At 72.7% G+C, this 18,699-nt stretch carries 14 protein-coding genes; 7 read left to right on the forward strand and 7 right to left on the reverse strand.

Annotated elements, in window-relative coordinates:
- Window position 1 precedes the first annotated feature (1 nt).
- The 4 genes from ABZ842_RS02910 to ABZ842_RS02925 are packed head-to-tail and all read right to left on the reverse strand — an operon-like array spanning window position 2 to window position 3,181.
- Entirely contained in the window at window positions 2–967 is a 966-nt protein-coding gene (locus ABZ842_RS02910) for a complex I subunit 1 family protein (RefSeq protein WP_361530548.1), read from the reverse strand.
- Window positions 964–2,172: an NADH-quinone oxidoreductase subunit C gene (locus tag ABZ842_RS02915; RefSeq protein ID WP_361530551.1), complete on the reverse strand. Its 1,209-nt coding sequence runs from the start codon at window positions 2,170–2,172 to the stop codon at window positions 964–966. Before ABZ842_RS02915 ends, ABZ842_RS02910 begins: the two co-directional genes overlap by 4 nt.
- A complete protein-coding gene (locus ABZ842_RS02920) occupies window positions 2,169–2,783 on the reverse strand; it encodes an NADH-quinone oxidoreductase subunit B family protein (protein WP_361530554.1) in 615 nt (204 codons plus the stop codon). The genes ABZ842_RS02915 and ABZ842_RS02920 overlap by 4 nt, the downstream gene beginning before the upstream one ends.
- A complete protein-coding gene (locus ABZ842_RS02925) occupies window positions 2,774–3,181 on the reverse strand; it encodes an NADH-quinone oxidoreductase subunit A (RefSeq protein WP_361530557.1) in 408 nt (135 codons plus the stop codon). Before ABZ842_RS02925 ends, ABZ842_RS02920 begins: the two co-directional genes overlap by 10 nt.
- Window positions 3,182–3,547: 366 nt before the next feature.
- On the opposite strand from ABZ842_RS02925, the gene ABZ842_RS02930 reads away from it, so the two are divergent.
- From ABZ842_RS02930 to ABZ842_RS02950, 5 genes are all read left to right on the forward strand, one after another.
- Window positions 3,548–4,843, forward strand: coding sequence for a sensor domain-containing protein (locus ABZ842_RS02930; protein WP_361530560.1), 1,296 nt, complete (start codon window positions 3,548–3,550; stop codon window positions 4,841–4,843).
- Window positions 4,844–4,951: 108 nt separating this feature from the next.
- Complete coding sequence (locus tag ABZ842_RS02935) at window positions 4,952–6,295, forward strand: sensor domain-containing protein (RefSeq protein ID WP_361530966.1); 1,344 nt, start codon at window positions 4,952–4,954, stop codon at window positions 6,293–6,295.
- 251 nt (window positions 6,296–6,546) lie between these two features.
- A complete protein-coding gene (locus ABZ842_RS02940; RefSeq protein WP_361530969.1) occupies window positions 6,547–7,206 on the forward strand; it encodes a response regulator transcription factor in 660 nt (219 codons plus the stop codon).
- A 269-nt stretch (window positions 7,207–7,475) separates the two neighbouring features.
- The gene (locus ABZ842_RS02945) at window positions 7,476–9,470 is read left to right on the forward strand and encodes a 2-oxoacid:acceptor oxidoreductase subunit alpha (RefSeq protein WP_361530563.1); all 1,995 of its coding nucleotides are present in this window, start codon (window positions 7,476–7,478) and stop codon (window positions 9,468–9,470) included.
- The gene (locus ABZ842_RS02950; RefSeq protein ID WP_361530566.1) at window positions 9,463–10,533 is read left to right on the forward strand and encodes a 2-oxoacid:ferredoxin oxidoreductase subunit beta; all 1,071 of its coding nucleotides are present in this window, start codon (window positions 9,463–9,465) and stop codon (window positions 10,531–10,533) included. Before ABZ842_RS02945 ends, ABZ842_RS02950 begins: the two co-directional genes overlap by 8 nt.
- Window positions 10,534–10,620: 87 nt before the next feature.
- Here the strand turns inward: ABZ842_RS02950 and ABZ842_RS02955 are convergent, their stop codons facing one another.
- The 3 genes from ABZ842_RS02955 to ABZ842_RS02965 all read right to left on the reverse strand — a co-directional run bounded on the left by ABZ842_RS02955 (window position 10,621) and on the right by ABZ842_RS02965 (window position 16,275).
- Window positions 10,621–12,936: a bifunctional serine/threonine-protein kinase/ABC transporter substrate-binding protein gene (locus ABZ842_RS02955; protein ID WP_361530569.1), complete on the reverse strand. Its 2,316-nt coding sequence runs from the start codon at window positions 12,934–12,936 to the stop codon at window positions 10,621–10,623.
- 154 nt (window positions 12,937–13,090) lie between these two features.
- Window positions 13,091–15,379 (reverse strand): bifunctional serine/threonine-protein kinase/ABC transporter substrate-binding protein, encoded by a 2,289-nt coding sequence (locus tag ABZ842_RS02960; protein WP_361530572.1) that lies wholly within the window; start codon window positions 15,377–15,379, stop codon window positions 13,091–13,093.
- Window positions 15,380–15,435: 56 nt separating this feature from the next.
- Window positions 15,436–16,275 carry a hypothetical protein gene (locus ABZ842_RS02965; protein WP_361530575.1) on the reverse strand — a complete coding sequence of 280 codons (840 nt, stop codon included), beginning with the start codon at window positions 16,273–16,275 and terminating at the stop codon, window positions 15,436–15,438.
- 292 nt (window positions 16,276–16,567) lie between these two features.
- On the opposite strand from ABZ842_RS02965, the gene rarD reads away from it, so the two are divergent.
- Entirely contained in the window at window positions 16,568–17,554 is a 987-nt protein-coding gene (gene rarD / locus ABZ842_RS02970; protein WP_361530578.1) for an EamA family transporter RarD, read from the forward strand.
- 240 nt (window positions 17,555–17,794) lie between these two features.
- Window positions 17,795–18,667: a hypothetical protein gene (locus ABZ842_RS02975; RefSeq protein WP_361530581.1), complete on the forward strand. Its 873-nt coding sequence runs from the start codon at window positions 17,795–17,797 to the stop codon at window positions 18,665–18,667.
- Window positions 18,668–18,699: the final 32 nt, after the last annotated feature.

Raw genomic sequence — 18,699 nt, forward strand, 5'->3', positions numbered from 1 at the left:
GTCAGATCACCACCTTCACGATGCCCGTGAGGGCGATCTGGGCGAGGGCGAGCGGGACGAGGGTGGTCCAGGCGAGGCGCTGGAGCTGGTCCTCGCGCATCCGCGGATACGAGACCCGGAGCCAGATCACGACGAACGCGAGCACGGCGGTCTTGAGCAGGGTCCAGACCCAGCCGAGCCCGTCGGCACCGAGCGGACCGTGCCAGCCGCCGAGGAAGAGGACCGTGGTCAGCCCGCACAGGACGACGATGCCGGCGTACTCGGCGAGCAGGAACAGCGCGAACCGCAGCCCGGTGTACTCGGTGTACGCACCGAAGATGATCTCCGAGTCGGCCACCGGCATGTCGAAGGGCGGGCGCTGGAGCTCGGCGAGGCCGGCGACGAAGAAGACGACGGCGCCCACGATCTGCCAGGGCAGCCACCACCACTCGAAGGCGTCGAGGATGCCCGGCAGCGAGACCGTGCCCGCGGCCATCGCGACCGAGGCCGCGGCCAGCAGCATCGGCAGCTCGTACGCCAGTAGCTGGGCGGCCGTGCGCAACCCGCCGAGCAGGGAGAACTTGTTGGCCGACGCCCAGCCGGCCATGAGCGACCCGAGCACGCTGACGCCCATGATCGCGAGGACGAAGAAGATGCCGGCGTCGACGACCTGACCGACCGCGCCCTCGCCGGGGCCGATCGGGATCACCACGAGCACGAGGAGGTACGGCAGCAGGGCGACGGCGGGCGCGAGCTGGAAGACGCGCCGGTCGGCACCGGCCGGAACGACGTCCTCCTTCTGCGCGAACTTCACGCCGTCCGCGACGAGCTGGGCCCAGCCGTGGAAGCCGCCGGCGTGCATCGGGCCGAGCCGACCCTGCATGTGGGCCATGACCTTGTGCTCGGTCTGGCCGACGAGCAGGGGGAAGACCAGGAACACGGCGAAGACGACGAGGAGCCGGACGAGGACGTCGAGAGCGTCGTTCACGAGGGGTCGCCTCCGGCGGTGTCGTCCGTGCCGCTGTCCGGGGCCTTGTCCTTGTCCCTGTCCTTGCTTTCGCCCTTGCCCTGGCCGGCGTCGGCGGCATCGCCGTCGGTGTCGGTGTCCGGGCCCTTGGGGCGGTCTGCCTGGGCTTCGTCGAAGGCGGGGCGCGCGTGGTGCCAGGGCGCGTCCGAGCTGCGGGTGCGCGGCGCCTGGGCCCCCGGCTGGGCTTCGGGCTCGGCCTCCGGCGTACGCGGTGCGGCGTCGCGCTGGCTCGCGGACCCCTCGCCCGCGCTGCGGCTGCGGCGCGGGCGGGCGCCACCGGCCGCACCCGTCGCCTGGCTCGCCGAGCCGTCCGCCGCGCTGCGCATGCGGCGCGGGGCCTTCGGCGCCTCGCCCGTACCGGCCGGTTCCGCCGGAGCGGTCGGTTCCGTAGGAGCGGCGGCAGGTTCGGTCGCGGACTGGCTCGCTGAGCCCTCTCCTGCGGTACGGGTACGGCGTACGGGACGCTCCCCCGCGCCGGCGCCCGCGCCGGCCGCGCGCGCCGCCCTGGCCGGACGCGCCGGCGCGGGGGGGAGCTGACCCTTGAGGGGGCCCCATTCGTTCGGGTCGGGCACGCCCGGCGGCAACATCTGGCGGCGCTTGGGGCCGTGCGCCCCCGCCGCGGACTCGCCCGGCTCCTTCGCCCCCGGCCACGCCTTGGCGACCCGCGCGGCGAGCACGAAGTCCTTGCGCAGCGGATGCCCCTCGAAGCCCTCCGGCAGCAGCAGCGGCGCCGGGTGCGGGTGTCCGGTGAAGGTCACGCCGAACATCTCGTACGTCTCGCGCTCGTGCCACTCCGCTCCGGCGTACACGTGCACGGCGGTGGGGAGGGCCGGGGCGTCGTGCGGCACGGTCGTCCGCAGCAGCAGCCGACGCACCCGACCAGCGCCGCCGGAGCCAGGGCCGGAACCCGAACCCGAACCAGAACCAGAACCGGAAGCGGGCACCGCGGCGACGTGTGCGCAGACGCGGAAGCCGATCCCCGGCTCGTCGACCGCGCTCAGCCAGTCGAAGTAGGTGCAGCCCAGCTCGTCGCGAGCGGTTTCCAGGGCGGCGATCCAGGACGCGGCGGGCACGTCCACGGTGAGCAGGTCGTACGCCGACTCGGCCGTGGCGTCCGGTCCGAAGACCTCGGTGACGGCGTCGGGCAGCCGGTCGTACGCGGTCATGCGCCGCCTCCCGCACCCGGCGCGGGCGGCGGGGCGACCAGGCCGCTGCGGAGTTCGGCGACGGAGGAGCGCGCTCCGCCCGTTCCGTACCGCTCGCCGAGCGATTCGCGGGCGATCTTCTCCTGGAGCTTGAGGATGCCCTGGAGCAGCGCTTCCGGCCGCGGCGGGCAGCCCGGCACGTACACGTCGACGGGGATGATCTGGTCGACGCCCTTGGTCACGGAGTACGAGTCCCAGTACGGCCCGCCGCAGTTGGAGCAGGCGCCGAAGGAGATCACGTACTTGGGCTCGGGCATCTGCTCGTACAGGCGCTTGACCGCGGGGGCCATCTTGTCCGTCACGGTGCCGGAGACGACCATCAGGTCCGCCTGGCGCGGGCCGGGGGCGAACGGGATCACCCCGAGCCGGATGAAGTCGTGGCGGGACATCGAGGCGGCGATGAACTCGATGGCGCAGCAGGCGAGCCCGAAGTTGAAGACCCAGAGGCTGTAGCGCCGGCCCCAGTTCAGGACCACCTTCATCGGTTCCGGCGCCAGTCGGGAGAGGACCCCCAGTCGCTTCGGCTCGGGCAGGAGCTCCGGCGCGTCGGGCGGGGGCGGGGTCACGTCCATGTGAGGACGCCCTTCTTCCATGCGTACAGCAGTCCCACGGCCAGGAAGCCGAGGAAGATGAACATCTCGACGAGCGTCGTCGCCCCGTATCCCGCCGCCGCGAAGACCGTGGCCCAGGGGAAGAGGAAGATCGAGTCGACGGCGAAGATCACGTACAGGAAGGCGTAGACGTAGTAGCGGACCTGGGTGTGGGCCCAGCCCTCGCCGACCGGGTCGACCCCGCACTCGTAGGTGAGCAGCTTCTCGGGGGTCGGCACGACGGGCCGCAGCAGCCGTCCCGCGCCGAAGGCGACGGCGACGAAGATCACGCCGATGAGCGCGAGCAGTCCGACGACGGAGTAGCTGGCGAAGTAGTCGGCCTGCTCCGCCGCGAGCACGGTCACGGTCGGTTCCGGCACGTCAGCCCCTCGCTCCCTGACTCGTCAACCCCGTCAGCCCCGTCAAACTCGTCAACCCTGTCAGTCTTGCCAACTTTGTGAACCTTGGGAAGGACTCATGGACCTGTGGTCCGCCGGCGGTCGCACGGTTGGGGAATCTGGGAAGGCTCTCAGAATCCCTGGTCCCGCACGCCGCCGATCCCTGGTCCGTACGTGACCGGATACCGGCCCCGTACGCGGCCGATCCCTGGTCCCGTACGCACGCGAGTCTAGGCCCTGCTAAAGGGCGCGTAAGCAGTCGCACCGGTGCGGGGTGGGGTTAACCCCACCTCAGGCCACCGCCCTCCCCCATGGCGTCGGGCGGTCCGGGCAGGCACGCTGGCCGGTATGACCGCCAGCGACTTCGCTTCCGATCCGGCGCCGGGCAGGGCGCCGGGCGCCGTGCCGACCGCCGTTCCGACCGCCGTCCCCTCCGGATCCCGGGGCGGGTCCGGCGCCGGAGCGCCGCCTCCGGTGGGGTTCGCCTACGGCGGCCACACCTGGCGCGAGATCGCGCACCTCCTGGCGAACTTCCCGCTGGCGCTGTTCGGTTTTCTTTACGTGGTGTTCACGATCGTCGTGGGGGCGGCGCTCTCGCTGACGGCCGTCGGGCTGCCGATGCTGGCGCTGGGGCTGGCCGGGGCCCGGATGCTGGCGACGGCGGAGCGCGGCCGGGCCCGGACGCTGCTGGGCGTACGGGTGGAGGAGCCGAGTCCGTTGCGCGGCGCCCAGCCGGACGCGGGGTTCTTCGCGTGGCTGTGGACGAGCTTGAAGGACCCGGTGGGCTGGCGCTCGGTGTTGTACTTCGCGATACGGCTGCCGTGGGGCGTCGTCACGTTCGCCGTGGTGCTGATCTCGATGGTGGTGCTGTGGCCGGTGCTCGGGTTCCTGGCGCGCGGGCTGTCGAACGCGGACCGCGTGATGGTGCGGGGGCTGCTGTCGCCGTCCGACGAGTTGGAGCGACGGATCGCCGAGCTGGAGTCGGACCGGGGGGTCGTGGTGGACACCGCCGCGGCCGACCTGCGGCGCATCGAGCGCGATCTGCACGACGGCGCGCAGGCCAGGCTGGTGGCCCTCGCCATGGGGCTCGGGCTGGCGAAGGAGAAGCTGCTGGAGGACCCGGACGCAGCCGCGGCCATGGTCGACGAGGCGCACGGCGAAGTGAAACTCGCCCTGCAGGAGCTGCGCGACCTGGCCCGAGGCATCCACCCCGCCGTCCTCACCGACCGCGGACTCGACGCCGCACTCTCCTCCGTCGCCACCCGGTGCACGGCTCCGGTGGCGGTCTCGGTCGATCTGACGGAGCGGCCGGCGGAGGCGATCGAGGGCATCGCGTACTTCACCGTCTCCGAGCTGCTCCAGAACATCAGCAAGCACGCCCAAGCCCGTCAGGCGTCGGTCGAGGTGTGGCGCAGCGGGAACCGGCTGATGATCCAGGTCACGGACGACGGGAAGGGCGGCGCGCGGCTGGACGGCGGGACGGGCATGGCCGGGCTCGCCGAGCGGCTGGGGGCGGTCGACGGACTGTTCGTGCTGGAGTCGCCGGCGGGCGGGGGGACGACGGTGACGGTGGAGGTGCCGTGGCGGGACCGGGCGTCGGGGCGGGCGGACGGTCCGGCGCGGGCCGGGAGCGCTCCGAGGTAGGGAAAACCCCCCTGTGAAGACGGCACTGGTCCTCATGGTGCGACCGGGTCCGGACCGCGCATCCTGATTGTCATGACAGCAGCCCGACCTGGAGAACGGACGACCCAGATGGCCACCAACCACCGCACGGAGCGGTACGCGGAGCGGTACGACGTGCGCGCCGAGCGCCGTCACGTGGTGCCCGCCGTGCTGCGCGCGCCCTTCGAGGGGCGGACGTGGCGCGAGTTCTGGTACTTGATGCTGAGCCTGCCGATCAGCATCAGCCTCTTCGTCTTCGCGGTCGTGGGCCTGTCGATGAGCGCGGGGCTGCTGATCACCTTCATCGGCGTCCCGGTGCTGGCGGCGACGCTCGCGGGGTGCCGGGCCTTCGGCTCGCTGGAGCGGAGCCGGGCGCGGTTCCTGCTGGGGCTGGAGGTGGAGGAGCCGGAGCCGTTGCGGCCGAAGGCGCGGGGGCTGGCGTCGTGGCTGGGTGCGGTCTTGAAGAGCGGGACGTCCTGGCGGCACGTGTTGTACGCGGTCCTCCACTTCCCCTGGGCGATCACGGCGTTCGTGTCCGTCCTCACCGCGTGGACGTTGGGGTGGGGCCTGTTCCTGTACCCGCTGTGGCAGTGGGTCTTCCCGAGGTACGCGGACGTGCCGGGGATCCAGCTCTACGGGGACGGGAAGGGGAACGAATTCTATTTGGACACCCCGTTCGAGATCGCCGCGACGTCCGGCGGCGGGCTGGCGCTGGTGCTGGTGACGGCCTGGATGATCCGGGGGTTCGCGTACGTGGACCGGGTGATGGTCGCCGGGCTCCTGGGGCCGTCGCGGCTGGCCGCCCGCGTGGTGGAGCTGGAGTCGGACCGGGGGGTCGTGGTGGACACCGCCGCGGCCGACCTGCGGCGCATCGAGCGCGATCTGCACGACGGCGCGCAGGCCAGGCTGGTGGCCCTCGCCATGGATCTGGGGCTGGCGAAGGAGAAGCTGCTGGAGGACCCGGACGCAGCCGCGGCCATGGTCGACGAGGCGCACGGCGAAGTGAAACTCGCCCTGCAGGAGCTGCGCGACCTGGCCCGAGGCATCCACCCCGCCGTCCTCACCGACCGCGGACTCGACGCCGCACTCTCCTCCGTCGCCACCCGGTGCAGCGTGCCGGTGAAGGTGGAGGTGGACCTTCCGTACCGGCCGGCCGCGGCGATCGAGGGGATCGCGTACTTCACCGTCTCCGAGCTGCTCCAGAACATCAGCAAGCACGCCCAAGCCCGTCAGGCATCGGTCGAGGTGTGGCGCAGCGGGAACCGGCTGATGATCCAGGTCACGGACGACGGGAAGGGCGGCGCCGACGTCACCGCGGGCAGCGGTCTCGCGGGGCTGGCGGAGCGGCTGGACGCGGTCGACGGCATCCTGGCCCTCGACTCGCCGGTCGGCGGTCCGACGACGGTGACGGCCGAGCTGCCCTGGCGCGGCTGAGGTCCGCCCGCGACCCCCGAGGCCCGAGCTCCCGAACCCCCGAGGCCCGAGCTCCCGAACCCCCGGGGGCCCGGGCTCCCGAACGCCCCGGGAGCCTTGGGCTCGCGCCCCCGGGGCCTTGCCGGGCCTTGGGCTCCCGAAGTTATCCACAGGCTTCCCCGGCTCGATCCGAATCCTGGGATGCTGTTGGTCACGAGGCCAGCAGGCCAGTACGGATCGACAGGGGGAACGGGGCTGTGGTGGACGAACGGGTGCGGGTGGTCATCGCCGAGGATTCGGTGCTCTTGCGCGAGGGCCTGACCCGGCTGTTGACCGACCGGGGACACGAGGTGGTCGCCGGGGTCGGCGACGGGCAGGCGTTGGTCAAGACGGTCGGCGAGTTGGCCGCCGCGCAGGAGCTGCCGGACGTGGTCGTGGCCGACGTGCGGATGCCCCCGACGCACACGGACGAGGGCGTGCGCGCCGCGGTGCAGCTGCGCAAGGAGCACCCGGGGATAGGGGTCCTCGTCCTTTCGCAATACGTGGAGGAGCGGTACGCGACGGAGCTGTTGGCGGGCAGCAGCCGGGGCGTGGGGTATCTGCTGAAGGACCGCGTGGCCGAGGTGCGGGAGTTCGTGGACGCGGTGGTGCGGGTGGCCAAGGGGGGCACGGCGCTGGACCCCGAGGTGGTCGCCCAGTTGCTGGGGCGCAGCCGGAAGCAGGACGTCCTGGCGAAGCTGACGCCGCGCGAGCGCGAGGTGCTGGGGCTGATGGCGGAGGGGCGGACGAATTCCGCGATCGCGAAGCAGCTGGTGGTGAGCGACGGCGCGGTCGAGAAGCACGTGAGCAACATCTTCCAGAAGCTGGGGCTGTCCCCGAGTGACGGGGATCACCGTCGGGTCCTGGCGGTCCTCACGTATCTCAATTCCTGAGCGACCGACTGCCCGTCAGAAATCGCCCAGGTCTGGTGGGCCGATAAAGCGGGACTAGTCCTACGCCTAAAGGATGAGCCGAAAGGGGCCGGATCGCACTCTTCAAAGAGTGGGGCGAACTATGACAAATAGGGACACGTCAGTGTCTCATTTCCTGGTCCAACATATGAGCGATCCAGGGAAGGCCACCCTAACCAACGTAGGGTGGCACGTGGAACGGCCGGTGGGACGGCCGGTCCGAGCAGCCGCCTCAAGGGAGGTCCAGTTCAGTGACCAGCCAGGTCAGTAGCCCAGCCGAGCACGCCGACGAGGCCGACGGCGTCAGTGCGACCGGCGACGCCCAGGAGGCGCTCGTCGGTGGACAGCGCCACTCAGGTACCGACGAGCCCGGCACCGCAGCGGCTGCCGCGGCCAAGGAAGTCCGCAAGGTCGACCGGGTCATCATCCGGTTCGCCGGGGACTCCGGCGACGGCATGCAGCTCACCGGCGACCGCTTCACGTCGGAGACGGCGTCATTCGGAAACGATCTGTCCACGCTGCCGAACTTCCCCGCCGAGATCCGCGCCCCCGCCGGGACCCTGCCCGGCGTCTCCAGCTTCCAGCTGCACTTCGCGGACCACGACATCCTCACCCCGGGCGACGCGCCGAACGTGTTGGTGGCGATGAACCCGGCCGCCCTGAAGGCGAACATCGGCGACGTGCCGCGCGGCGGCGAGATCATCGTCAACACCGACGAGTTCGCCAAGCGCGCGATGGCCAAGGTCGGCTACGACGCCTCCCCGCTGGAAGACGGCTCCCTGGACGGCTACCAGGTCCACCCGGTGCCGCTGACGACGCTGACGATCGAGGCGCTGAAGGACTTCGGCCTGTCCCGCAAGGAGGCCGAGCGTTCGAAGAACATGTTCGCGCTCGGCCTGTTGAGCTGGATGTACCACCGGCCCACCGAGGGCACCGAGGCGTTCCTGCGCTCCAAGTTCGCCAAGAAGCCGCAGATCGCCGAGGCGAACATCGCCGCCTTCCGCGCCGGGTGGAACTTCGGCGAGACGACCGAGGACTTCGCCGTCTCCTACGAGGTGGCACCGGCCAGCTCCGCCTTCCCCACCGGCACCTACCGCAACATCTCGGGGAACCTCGCCCTGTCCTACGGCCTGGTCGCCGCCGGGCAGCAGGCGGACCTGCCGCTGTACCTGGGCTCGTACCCGATCACCCCGGCCTCCGACATCCTGCACGAGCTCTCCAAGCACAAGAACTTCCGCGTGCGGACCTTCCAGGCCGAGGACGAGATCGCCGGCATCGGCGCGGCGCTCGGCGCCGCCTTCGGCGGGGCGCTCGCGGTGACGACCACCTCGGGCCCGGGCGTGGCCCTGAAGTCCGAGACGATCGGGCTCGCCGTCTCGCTGGAGCTGCCGCTGCTGATCGTGGACATCCAGCGCGGCGGCCCGTCCACGGGCCTGCCGACCAAGACGGAGCAGGCCGACCTCCTCCAGGCGATGTACGGGCGCAACGGCGAGGCGCCGGTGCCGGTCGTCGCCCCGCGCACCCCGGCGGACTGCTTCGACGCCGCCCTGGACGCCGCCCGGATCGCCCTGACGTACCGCACCCCTGTGTTCCTGCTCTCCGACGGCTACCTGGCCAACGGCTCCGAGCCGTGGCGGGTGCCGGAGGTGGACGAACTCCCCGACCTGCGCGTGCAGTTCGCGACCGGACCGAACCACGAGCTCGCCGACGGCACCGAGGTGTTCTGGCCCTACAAGCGCGACCCGCAGACGCTGGCGCGCCCCTGGGCCGTGCCCGGCACCCCCGGTCTCGAACACCGCATCGGCGGCATCGAGAAGCAGGACGGCACGGGGAACATCTCCTACGACCCGGCGAACCACGACTTCATGGTCCGCACGCGCCAGGCCAAGGTGGACGGCATCGCCGTCCCCGACCTCACGGTCGACGACCCGGACGGCGCCACCACGCTGGTGCTGGGTTGGGGCTCCACCTACGGGCCGATCACGGCCGCGGTGCGCCGGCTGCGCGCCGAGGGCGTGCCGATCGCCCAGGCGCACCTGCGCCACCTCAACCCCTTCCCGGCGAACCTCGGGGACGTCCTCGGCCGGTACGCCAAGGTCGTGATCCCGGAGATGAACCTCGGCCAGCTCGCCACCCTGATCCGGGCGAAGTACCTGGTCGACGCCGTCAGTTACAACCAGGTCAACGGCATGCCGTTCAAGGCCGAGCAGCTGGCCACGGCCCTCAAGGAGGCCATCGATGACTGAGACCGTGCACAGTGCGCCCAGCCTGCTCTCCCTGGTGCCCAAGGCCGAGGCGAAGCAGTCCATGAAGGACTTCAAGTCCGACCAGGAGGTGCGCTGGTGCCCCGGCTGCGGTGACTACGCGATCCTCGCCGCCGTCCAGGGCTTCATGCCCGAGCTGGGCCTGGCGAAGGAGAACATCGTCTTCGTCTCGGGCATCGGCTGCTCGTCCCGCTTCCCGTACTACATGAACACCTACGGGATGCACTCCATCCACGGCCGCGCCCCGGCCATCGCCACCGGGCTGGCGTCCTCGCGGCGCGATCTGAGCGTGTGGGTGGTCACCGGCGACGGCGACGCGCTCTCCATCGGGGGCAACCACCTCATCCACGCCCTGCGGCGCAATGTGAACTTGAAGATCCTGCTGTTCAACAACCGGATCTACGGTCTGACGAAGGGCCAGTACAGCCCCACGTCCGAGGTCGGCAAGATCACCAAGTCGACGCCGATGGGCTCCCTGGACGCCCCCTTCAACCCGGTGTCGCTGGCGCTGGGCGCCGAGGCGTCCTTCGTGGCCCGTACGGTCGACTCGGACCGCAAGCACCTCACCTCGGTGCTGCGGGCCGCCGCCGACCACGAGGGCACCGCGCTGGTGGAGATCTACCAGAACTGCAACATCTTCAACGACGGCGCCTTCGAAGCCCTCAAGGACAAGGAGCAGGCGCAGGAGGCCGTGATCCGGCTGGAGCACGGCGAGCCGATCCGTTTCGGCACCGACGGCGCCAAGGGAGTCGTTCGCGACCCGGCCACCGGAGACCTCGAAGTCGTCACGGTCACCCCGGAGAACGAGTCGCGGATCCTGGTCCACGACGCGCACAGCGCCTCCCCGACCACCGCGTTCGCGCTCTCCCGGCTCGCCGACCCGGACACCCTGCACCACACCCCGATCGGTGTGCTGCGCTCCGTCGAGCGTCCCGTGTACGACACGCTGATGGCGGACCAGCTCGACCAGGCCGTGGAGCGCAACGGCAAGGGCGACCTCGGCGCGCTGCTCGCGGGCAACGACACCTGGACCGTCGTCGGCTGAGGCCGAGGCCGGCCCCCGGGTCGATCGACTCGGCCGCCCCTCGCTCCGTCCGGAGCGGGGGGCGGCTCCCGTCCGGAGCGGGGGGTCTCACATCTGCTTCGTCACCTTCTTGTACGGGCCGAGGAAGCGGAGCTTGCCCCGCTCGATGCGGTAGGTGAAGAAGCCGTTCGCCGGTTCGAGCTTGTTGCCGCCCGAGGGGAAGGCGATGGTCTTGGCCACCCCCTCGTACCGCACACTGCCGAGCCGTCGTTCCAGCGCGCCCCGGTCGGCCGCGCGGGCGCCCAGTTGGCGAAGGCCCTCGGCGACGAAGTGGAGCGCGTCGTACGCCTCGACGGCGTGCGGGCCGATCTCCTGCGTGCGCCAGCGCTCCCGGAAGGCCGTGCGGAACTCCGCCGCCCGGGCGCTCGACATCTGGGTGGTGTCGACGTAGCCGGTGCCGATGACCCAACCGTCGGCGGCGGGGCCGGCCTCGGTGCGGAAGGCGGGGCCGGCGATCGGCTCGGTGGCGCCCCGCAGCCCGGTGTATCCGGCGGCGCGCAGCGCGAGGGCGCAACGGGCGGCGCGGGCCGGTGAGTCGCCCGCGTAGACGACTCCGTCGGGCCGGGTGGCCAGGGCGGCGCGCACGGCGGCGGTGAAGTCGTCGCCGTCGGCGTCGACCGGGAAGGAGGTCACCCGGGCCTTGTTCGGCGGTGCGTCGATCAGCTTCTTGACGATGTTCCAGGCGTAGGTGCCCGCCTTCCGGTCCTCGAAGACCGCGACCCGCCGCACGCCGTGGATCTCCAGGTACCGCTTGGCCGGAAAGATCAACTGGTTGTTGTCGGGCCGCAGTTCGAAGTAGGTCCGGCCGACGTCCACGTCGAACAGGGTGGAGCCGACGGTGACGCTCAGCAGCGGCAGCTCGGCCGAGTCGTACGCGTCGCCGACGGCGCGCACGATCTCGGTGGTCGCGGCGCCGAGCACGGCGACGACGGTCCGGTCCCCGATGAGGCGGATGGCGGCGGCGCGCGCCGCGGCGGCGTCCCCCCGGTCGTCCAGGACGGTGAGGTCCAGGTCGAAGGGGCGGTCCCGGCGGGAGTTGAACGTTTCGACGGCGAGCCGGGCGCCGCGTTCCTGAGCGCGGCCGAGGGCCTTCCGCGGGCCGCTGAGGTCGGTGGCGACGCCGATGCGGTGCCGCGGCGGGGAGCCTTGGGGGCCGTCTCCGGCGCGGTCGTCGTCCCCGTGGTCGTCCGGGCGGTTCGCCAGCCAGGCGGCGGCACCGGCGGTGGCCGCGGTGGCCGCCGCGGCGGCGGACCCCAGGGCCAGCAGCCGCCGGCGCGAAGGGCCCCGCTGCGGCCGGGGCGCCCGGTCCGGTGCGATCCGGGTGTCCAACGCGGCCCGGGCGACGGCGTCGACGGCAGGGGCGCCGACCTCGGTCGGCGTCGGGACGGGCAGGTCCAGCACCCGGGCGGAGCGCTGCGCGATCAGCGCCGGCAGCCCGTCGGGGAGCCAGTCGGGAAGCGGATCGGGAAGCGGATCGGAGAGCCCGTTGGGAGGCGGGTCGGCAAGCGGTTCGGGGGGCGGATCGGACGCGCGCTCGGCTGAGTTTCCGGCGGGTGGGTCCAGTGCCGTGCGCACCTCGGGGGCCGTCGGCCGGGCGGACGGGTCCTTCGCGAGGCAGGAGCGCACCAGCGCCAGCAGTCCGCCCCGTTCCGGTACGCCGTCGAGGTCCGCGTCCTCGTGGACGGTGCGATAGACGATCGCGGCGACGGCGCCCGTGCCGAAGGGGCGGCGGCCGGTGACCGCGTACGCCAGGACGCAGCCCAGCGCGAAGACGTCGCTCGGCGGGCCGACCTCGCCCGCCCCCTCCAACCGTGCCTGTTCGGGGGCGAGGAAGCCGGGCGAGCCGACCATGACGCCGCTCTCGGTCAGCGCGGTGGCGCCGGTCGGACGAGCGATGCCGAAGTCGATGAGGCGGGGTCCGTCGAGGGCCAGCAGTACGTTGCCCGGTTTGACGTCCCGGTGCACCAGGCCGCCGCGGTGGGCGGCGGCGAGCACCGCGGCGAGGCGTGCGCCGAGGAAGCGGACCGTGCGCTCGGGCAGCGGGCCGCGCTCGGCGACGGCCTCCCCGAGTGAGGGCCCGGGCACGAACTCGGTGGCGAGCCAGGGTTCGTCGGCCGACGCATCAGCGTCCAGGAGGCGTACGACCCAGGGGCCGGTGACCCGCCGGGCCACCGCGACCTCGCGCCGGAACCGGGCCCGGAAGCCGGGGTCGGCGGCGTGCTCGGCCCTGATCACCTTCAGCGCGGCGAGTTCGCCGGCGCCGGAGCGGGCGAGGTAGACGACGCCCATGCCGCCGGCCCCGAGGCGGCCGAGCAGCCGGTACCCGGCGATGGACGACGGGTCGACGGGCTTCAACGGGTCCACGACCACCGCCGTCCGCCGACCGCCGCGGGTACGGATGCCGCCGTGGGGACGAGTGCCGTCCCGGGTACGGATGCCGCGGGTGCGGATGCCTCCTCGGGCAGCCGAACCGCCTCGTGCCGGGGCCCGCGGGCCGTCCCCGGCGCGGCGCGCCCGCTCATCGCGGCTTCGGCGTCGCGACGCTGCTGGGCGCGGGGCCCAGATAGTCGCGGCGGCCGTTCTTGACCTGGAACAGATGCGTGCCGAGCAGGGCGAAGTCCCCGTTCTTCGCCTCGAACGCGTAGCTGCCCATGACGCCGACGTGCTGTGCCTTGCGCAGCGCCACGGCCAGTTCCGCCCGGCGCGGAGCGCGGCTGCCGCCGGTGCGCACCTCGTTCTCCAACGTCTTGATCATCAGGTTGACGCAGTCGAAGGACTCCCCCGCGTACGGGCCGGGCGGTGCGCCGTACCGCTTGGCGTAGGCCGTGTGGAAGGGCTCGGCCGTCGGCCGGGTGGCGGGGTCGGTCGTGGAGGCGCCGATCACCCAGCCCTCGGCGTCGGCACCGGCCAGCCGCAGGAACTCCGAGCCCAGCGCCGTCGACGTGGCGAGCTTCGCTCCCTCGAAGCCGGCGGCCCGCAGCGCGCGGGCCGCGCGCGCGGCTCCGACGGCCGAGCCGCAGTGGGCGTACGCGTCGACCCCGGCCGCCATCAGCCGTGCGACGACCGGACGGTAGTCCTCGACGGACTTGGGGACGACCCGCGGCACGACGCGCCCGCCCGCATCGCCCATCGCACCGCGCAGGGACGTGACGTACTCCCAGGAGTACTGGTCGTCGAAGCGGTCCTGCACGGCGGCGAGCACCTTGGCGCGGACCTGCTGGCCGACGTACAGCCCCAGTTGGAAGCCCATGAACCCGTGGTCGGGCGCGGCCCGCAGGAAGACGCGGTTCTTCTCGTTGATCGGGGAGACGATGCCGACGGAGTTCGCCATCAGGGCGAGCGACGCCTCTTCGTACACGGGCAGGGCCTCCACCGTCGTGTAGTCGCCGGTGGAGCCGAGTACGGCGAACACGGACGGCTCGTCGGCCAGCCGGCGGGCCGCCGCCGTGGCCCTGGTCGGGTCCCCGGCGTCGTCGGCGGTCCTGACGGCCAGGGCGAAGGGCTTGTCCTTGCTGGCGTTGAACTGCTCCACTGCCAGCCGGGCCCCGCGTTCTTGCTCGACGCCGATCTCCTTCCGCGGGCCCGACAGGTCGGCCTGCACGCCGATCGTCCACTTCGGGCCCTTTGGGCCGGCGGACGCGGATCCGGCCGGCCGCCGCGCTCCGTCGTCCCGCAGCGCCGCCCACAGCCCGACGCCCCCGGCCGCCAACGCGAGGGCCCCGCCCGCGCCCGCGTACAGGAACGTCCGTCTGCGCCCGACCGGGCCGGCCGGGCCGGTCGGTTCCGCCGGTTCCGCCGGTTCCGCCGGATCTGCAGCGGCGTCCGCCTGCGTCGGGTCGATGCCGGGCAGCGCGAGCATCGCGGCCGAACGCTCCGCGATGGTGCGCACGACCTCGGGCGGCAGCCACTCCGCGTCGATGGACAGAGGTTCAGGCAGGGGTACGGGCGCTGCTGCGGACGCGTCACCGTGGCCGGTCAGCCGCTCGGCGACCTCCGCCGCAGCCGGCCGCCGCCCCGGCTCCTTCTCCAGACACGCCGTGAGCAGCCCCAACAACCCGCCGCCGTCCCTGCCGTCACCGCCGTCTCCGATGCCGGCGAGGTCCGGGGCGTCGTGGACGGTCCGGTAGAGCAGTGCGTCGACCGCGCCGTGCCCGAACGGCGGCCGTCCGGTGAGCGCGTACGCCAGCAGGCAGCCCAACGCGAAGACGTCGCTCGCCGGACCGATCGCGGCGCCGCGCGCCTCCGCCTGCTCGGGCGCGAGGAAGCCGGGCGTGCCGACCACCACGGACGTGCCGGTGATCGCCGTGCCGTCCTCCGCGCCGTCCGCCGCCCGCGCGATCCCGAAGTCGATCAGGCGCGGCCCGTCCACCGCCAGCAGGACGTTCGCCGGCTTGACGTCCCGGTGCACCAGGCCGGCCGCGTGGACCGCGGCCAGCGCCCGCGCGATCGCCGCGCCCAGGGTCCGTACGCTGCGCTCCGGCAGCGGACCGTGCCGCGCCACCGCGTCGGCGAGCGAGGGCCCCGGTACGAAGGCGGTGGCCAGCCACGGCTTCGGCGCCTCCGGATCCGCCTGGGTGACGGCCGCGGCCCAGGGGCTGGCCACCCGGCGCGCCGCGGCGACCTCGCGCCGGAACCGGGCCCGGAAGTCGGGCCGGTCGGCGAGGTCCGCGAGCGTCACCTTGACCGCGGCCAGCTCGCCCGCGTCCGTACGCCCCAGGTAGACGACGCCCATGCCGCCCGTGCCCAGCCGGCCCAGCAGGCGGTACCCGCCGACGGTCGACGGGTCCGACGGCAGCAGCCGGGCCACGGCCCCACCCCCCGCCCCCTCTCCCTCTCGCGCCCCTTGTGCGTCTTCCCGCGGGCTCATCGGTCGACCTCCGCGCCCAACTGGGTCTCGACCCGTCCGAGCATCGCGATGAACGCCTCCAAGCGCGCCTTGTCGATGTCGTCGTCCGTGTGCCCCTTGGCGCCCTTGGACGTGACGGTGATGGTGACCGGGCCGTAGCGGGCCTGGTACCAGTTGTAGGTGTAGGCGCGGTCGAACTCGGCGTTGACGTAGTCACCGGTCTCGAAGACGGAGTCGTCGGCCAGGTCGTTGCCCGGGCCGTACGGCCTGCCCTGCGACCAGAGGCGCTGGACACGCTCGCCCTCGCGCAGGGTCTGTTTCGGGCAGCGCAGGGTCTCCTCCAGGGTCTCGGCCATGTCCCAGTCGGCGCCGTTCGCGTCGCGGTGGACGTTCACCGTGGCGGCAACGCGCACCGGCCCCTTGCCCGGGCCGGCGGGCAGCTCGCTGTGGGCGGTGAGGCTGTAGAGGACGCCGGCCGGGCGGGGCGCGCGCCGCCACGCGCACTGGTCGTCCAGTACGAGCCAGTGGCCCGGCGGGGTCAGATACGGGGTGCGCTTCACATAGCCGGGGCCCCAGGCGTCCGGCCCGGCGACCACCTTCTCCGCCAGGGCGCGGGCCTGCGCTTCGGTGCGCGGCACCCGGGCCGGGTCCGGAGTGATGGCCCGGTCCCCCGGGCGCTTCGACGGCTGCCCGGCGGAGGCAGACGCCGCACCCGTGGAGGCCGCGGCGGCGGAGCCCGTACCCTCACCGCCCCCATCGGCTCCACCGGATCCGTCGCCTCCGGAGCACCCCACCAGCAGCAGCGCCCCGACCGCTGCGCCGCAGCCGGCCCGCCGCGCCTTCCTTCCGTACGCCATTGCAGCCTGCCCCCTGCGTCGGCACGGTCCCCGCCCCGTCACGGTCATGTCCCCGCGCCGCCGATGGTACGACCCGCCACCGACAACGCACCGTCCTCACTGGGGAGTTGGACGCTCACTCCGGATCGCACGGTTCCGTCCGCCGCACTCCCGACCCCGCCGCCCCTGCCACCTCAGCCGCCCCGACCGCCCCACACCATGGTCATGACCGTATTCCGGTACGGACATGACAGCACGGTCCGGGGGCGCGTACCTTCGTCACGGCGAGGCGCACAGCACGGGAGGTCCAGCAGTGACATCGAACGGCGACCAGCGGACCGGACTGCTGTACGGGATCGGGGCCTACGGGATGTGGGGCCTGGTCCCGCTCTTCTGGCCGCTGCTGAAGCCGGCGGGGGCGACCGAGATCCTGGCGCACCGGATGACCTGGTCACTGGTGGTCGTCGCCCTCGCGCTGCTGGTGCTGAAGCGCTGGGCGTGGCTGCGCGAGCTGCTGCGCGACCCCCGCAAGCTGGGGCTGCTCGCGCTCGCGGCCGTGGTGATCTCCGTCAACTGGGGCGTGTACATCTGGTCCGTGAACACCGGCCGGGTCGTCGAGGCATCCCTCGGCTACTTCATCAACCCGCTGGTCACCATAGCCATCGGCGTGCTGCTGCTGAAGGAGCGGCTGCGCCCGGCGCAGTGGGCGGCGGTGGGGGTCGGCGCCGCGGCGGTGCTGGTGCTGGCGATCGGGTACGGGCAGCCGCCGTGGATCTCGCTGGTGCTGGCGTTCTCCTTCGCGACGTACGGGCTGGCGAAGAAGAAGGCGAACATCGGCGGGCTGGAGTCCCTGGCCGCGGAGACCGCGATCCTCTTCGTGCCCGCGCTGGCCTTCCTGGTGTGGCTGACGGCGCAGGGGGACGCCACGTTCGGGACGGAGGGCGCCGGGCACATGGCGCTGCTCGCGGCGACCGGCCTGGTCACCGCGGTGCCGCTGGTGTGCTTCGGGGCAGCGGCGATACGCGTGCCGCTGTCGACGCTGGGGCTGTTGCAGTACTTGGCGCCGGTCTTCCAGTTCCTCCTGGGGATCCTGTACTTCCACGAGGCCATGCCGGCGGAGCGGTGGGCCGGGTTCGGGCTGGTGTGGCTGGCGCTGGCGGTGCTGACGTGGGACGCGTTGCGCTCGGCACGACGTACGAGCAGGGAGGCGGAGGCACTGCGCGCGGCTGCGGTGGTGGTGACGGCGCGGGGCGAGGTGCAGCAGGCACCCGCGCCGGCGCCCGCCAAGCCCACGGCGTGAGCGCGAAACCCTCGGCACGAGCGCCAAGCCCTCGACGTGACCGCGAAGCCCTCGACGTGACCGCGAAGCCCTCGACGTAAGCGCCTCGACGTGACCGCGAAGCCCACCGCAGCAGCGTAATCCGCCACCCGATCGGCCCCCGCCCTCACCCGGGCGCGGGCCCCGCGCACCCACCGGTGTTACGACCGAGGTCCGGGTCCCGGGACCGCCGGGGCCGTCAGCGGACGGAGTGAGTGCGCCATGCCCCTGCCCCAGCACCTGGAGCCCCTCGGCCCGCCGGGGGCCGAGCCCCTCGCCCTCTCCGTCGACTTCGGCGCGGGCTTCTCACAGGCGTGGAACTCGGTCGCCGCGTTCATACCGAAGCTCATCGGCTTCCTCGTCGTCCTGCTCATAGGTTGGTTCATCGCCAAGCTGATAGCCAAGGTGGTCGACAAGTTGCTGCGCAAGGCGGGTTCGGAGAAGCTGGCCGAACGCAGCGGGGCCGCCCACGCCCTGCGGAACTCCTCGTACGACACCACCGGCATCATCACCAAGGTCATCTACTTCGGCCTGCTGCTGATCGTGCTGCAACTGGCCTTCGGGGTCTTCGGCCCCAACCCCATCAGCGTGATGATCCACGCCGTGGTCGCCTGGCTGCCGAAGCTGATCGTCGCCCTGGTCATCGTCGTGGTGGCGATGGCCATCGCGCGGGCCGTCCGCGACATCGTCCAGGACTCCCTCAGCGGCACCTCGTACGGCAAGGTCCTGGCCACCGTCGCCTGGGCGTTCATCGTGGCGCTCGGCGCGATCGCCGCGCTGGGGCAGGCGGGCATCGCGACCGCCATCACCGGTCCGCTGCTCCTCGCCGTCCTCGGTACGGTCGCGGGCGTCCTGATCGTCGGCGTCGGCGGCGGTCTCATCGGGCCGATGCGCTCGCGGTGGGAGCGCTGGCTGTCGAAGGCCGAGGAGGAGTCGTCGGGGGCGCGGGACCGGATCAGCGCGTACCAGCGCGGCCGGGCGGGCGCGGCGTCCGGCCAACCCACGCCCGGCACGCGGACGACGGGCGATCAGGGAGGTACGGGCGGTGGTCGCAGCGGGCGCCCGAACGACGAGGGCCCCTTCGACCCCATGTAGCCGGCGGGCGGAACTGCGCCAACAACCCGCCA

Source organism: Streptomyces sp. NPDC047315 (assembly GCF_040643215.1).
Classification (GTDB): Bacteria; Actinomycetota; Actinomycetes; order Streptomycetales; family Streptomycetaceae; genus Streptomyces.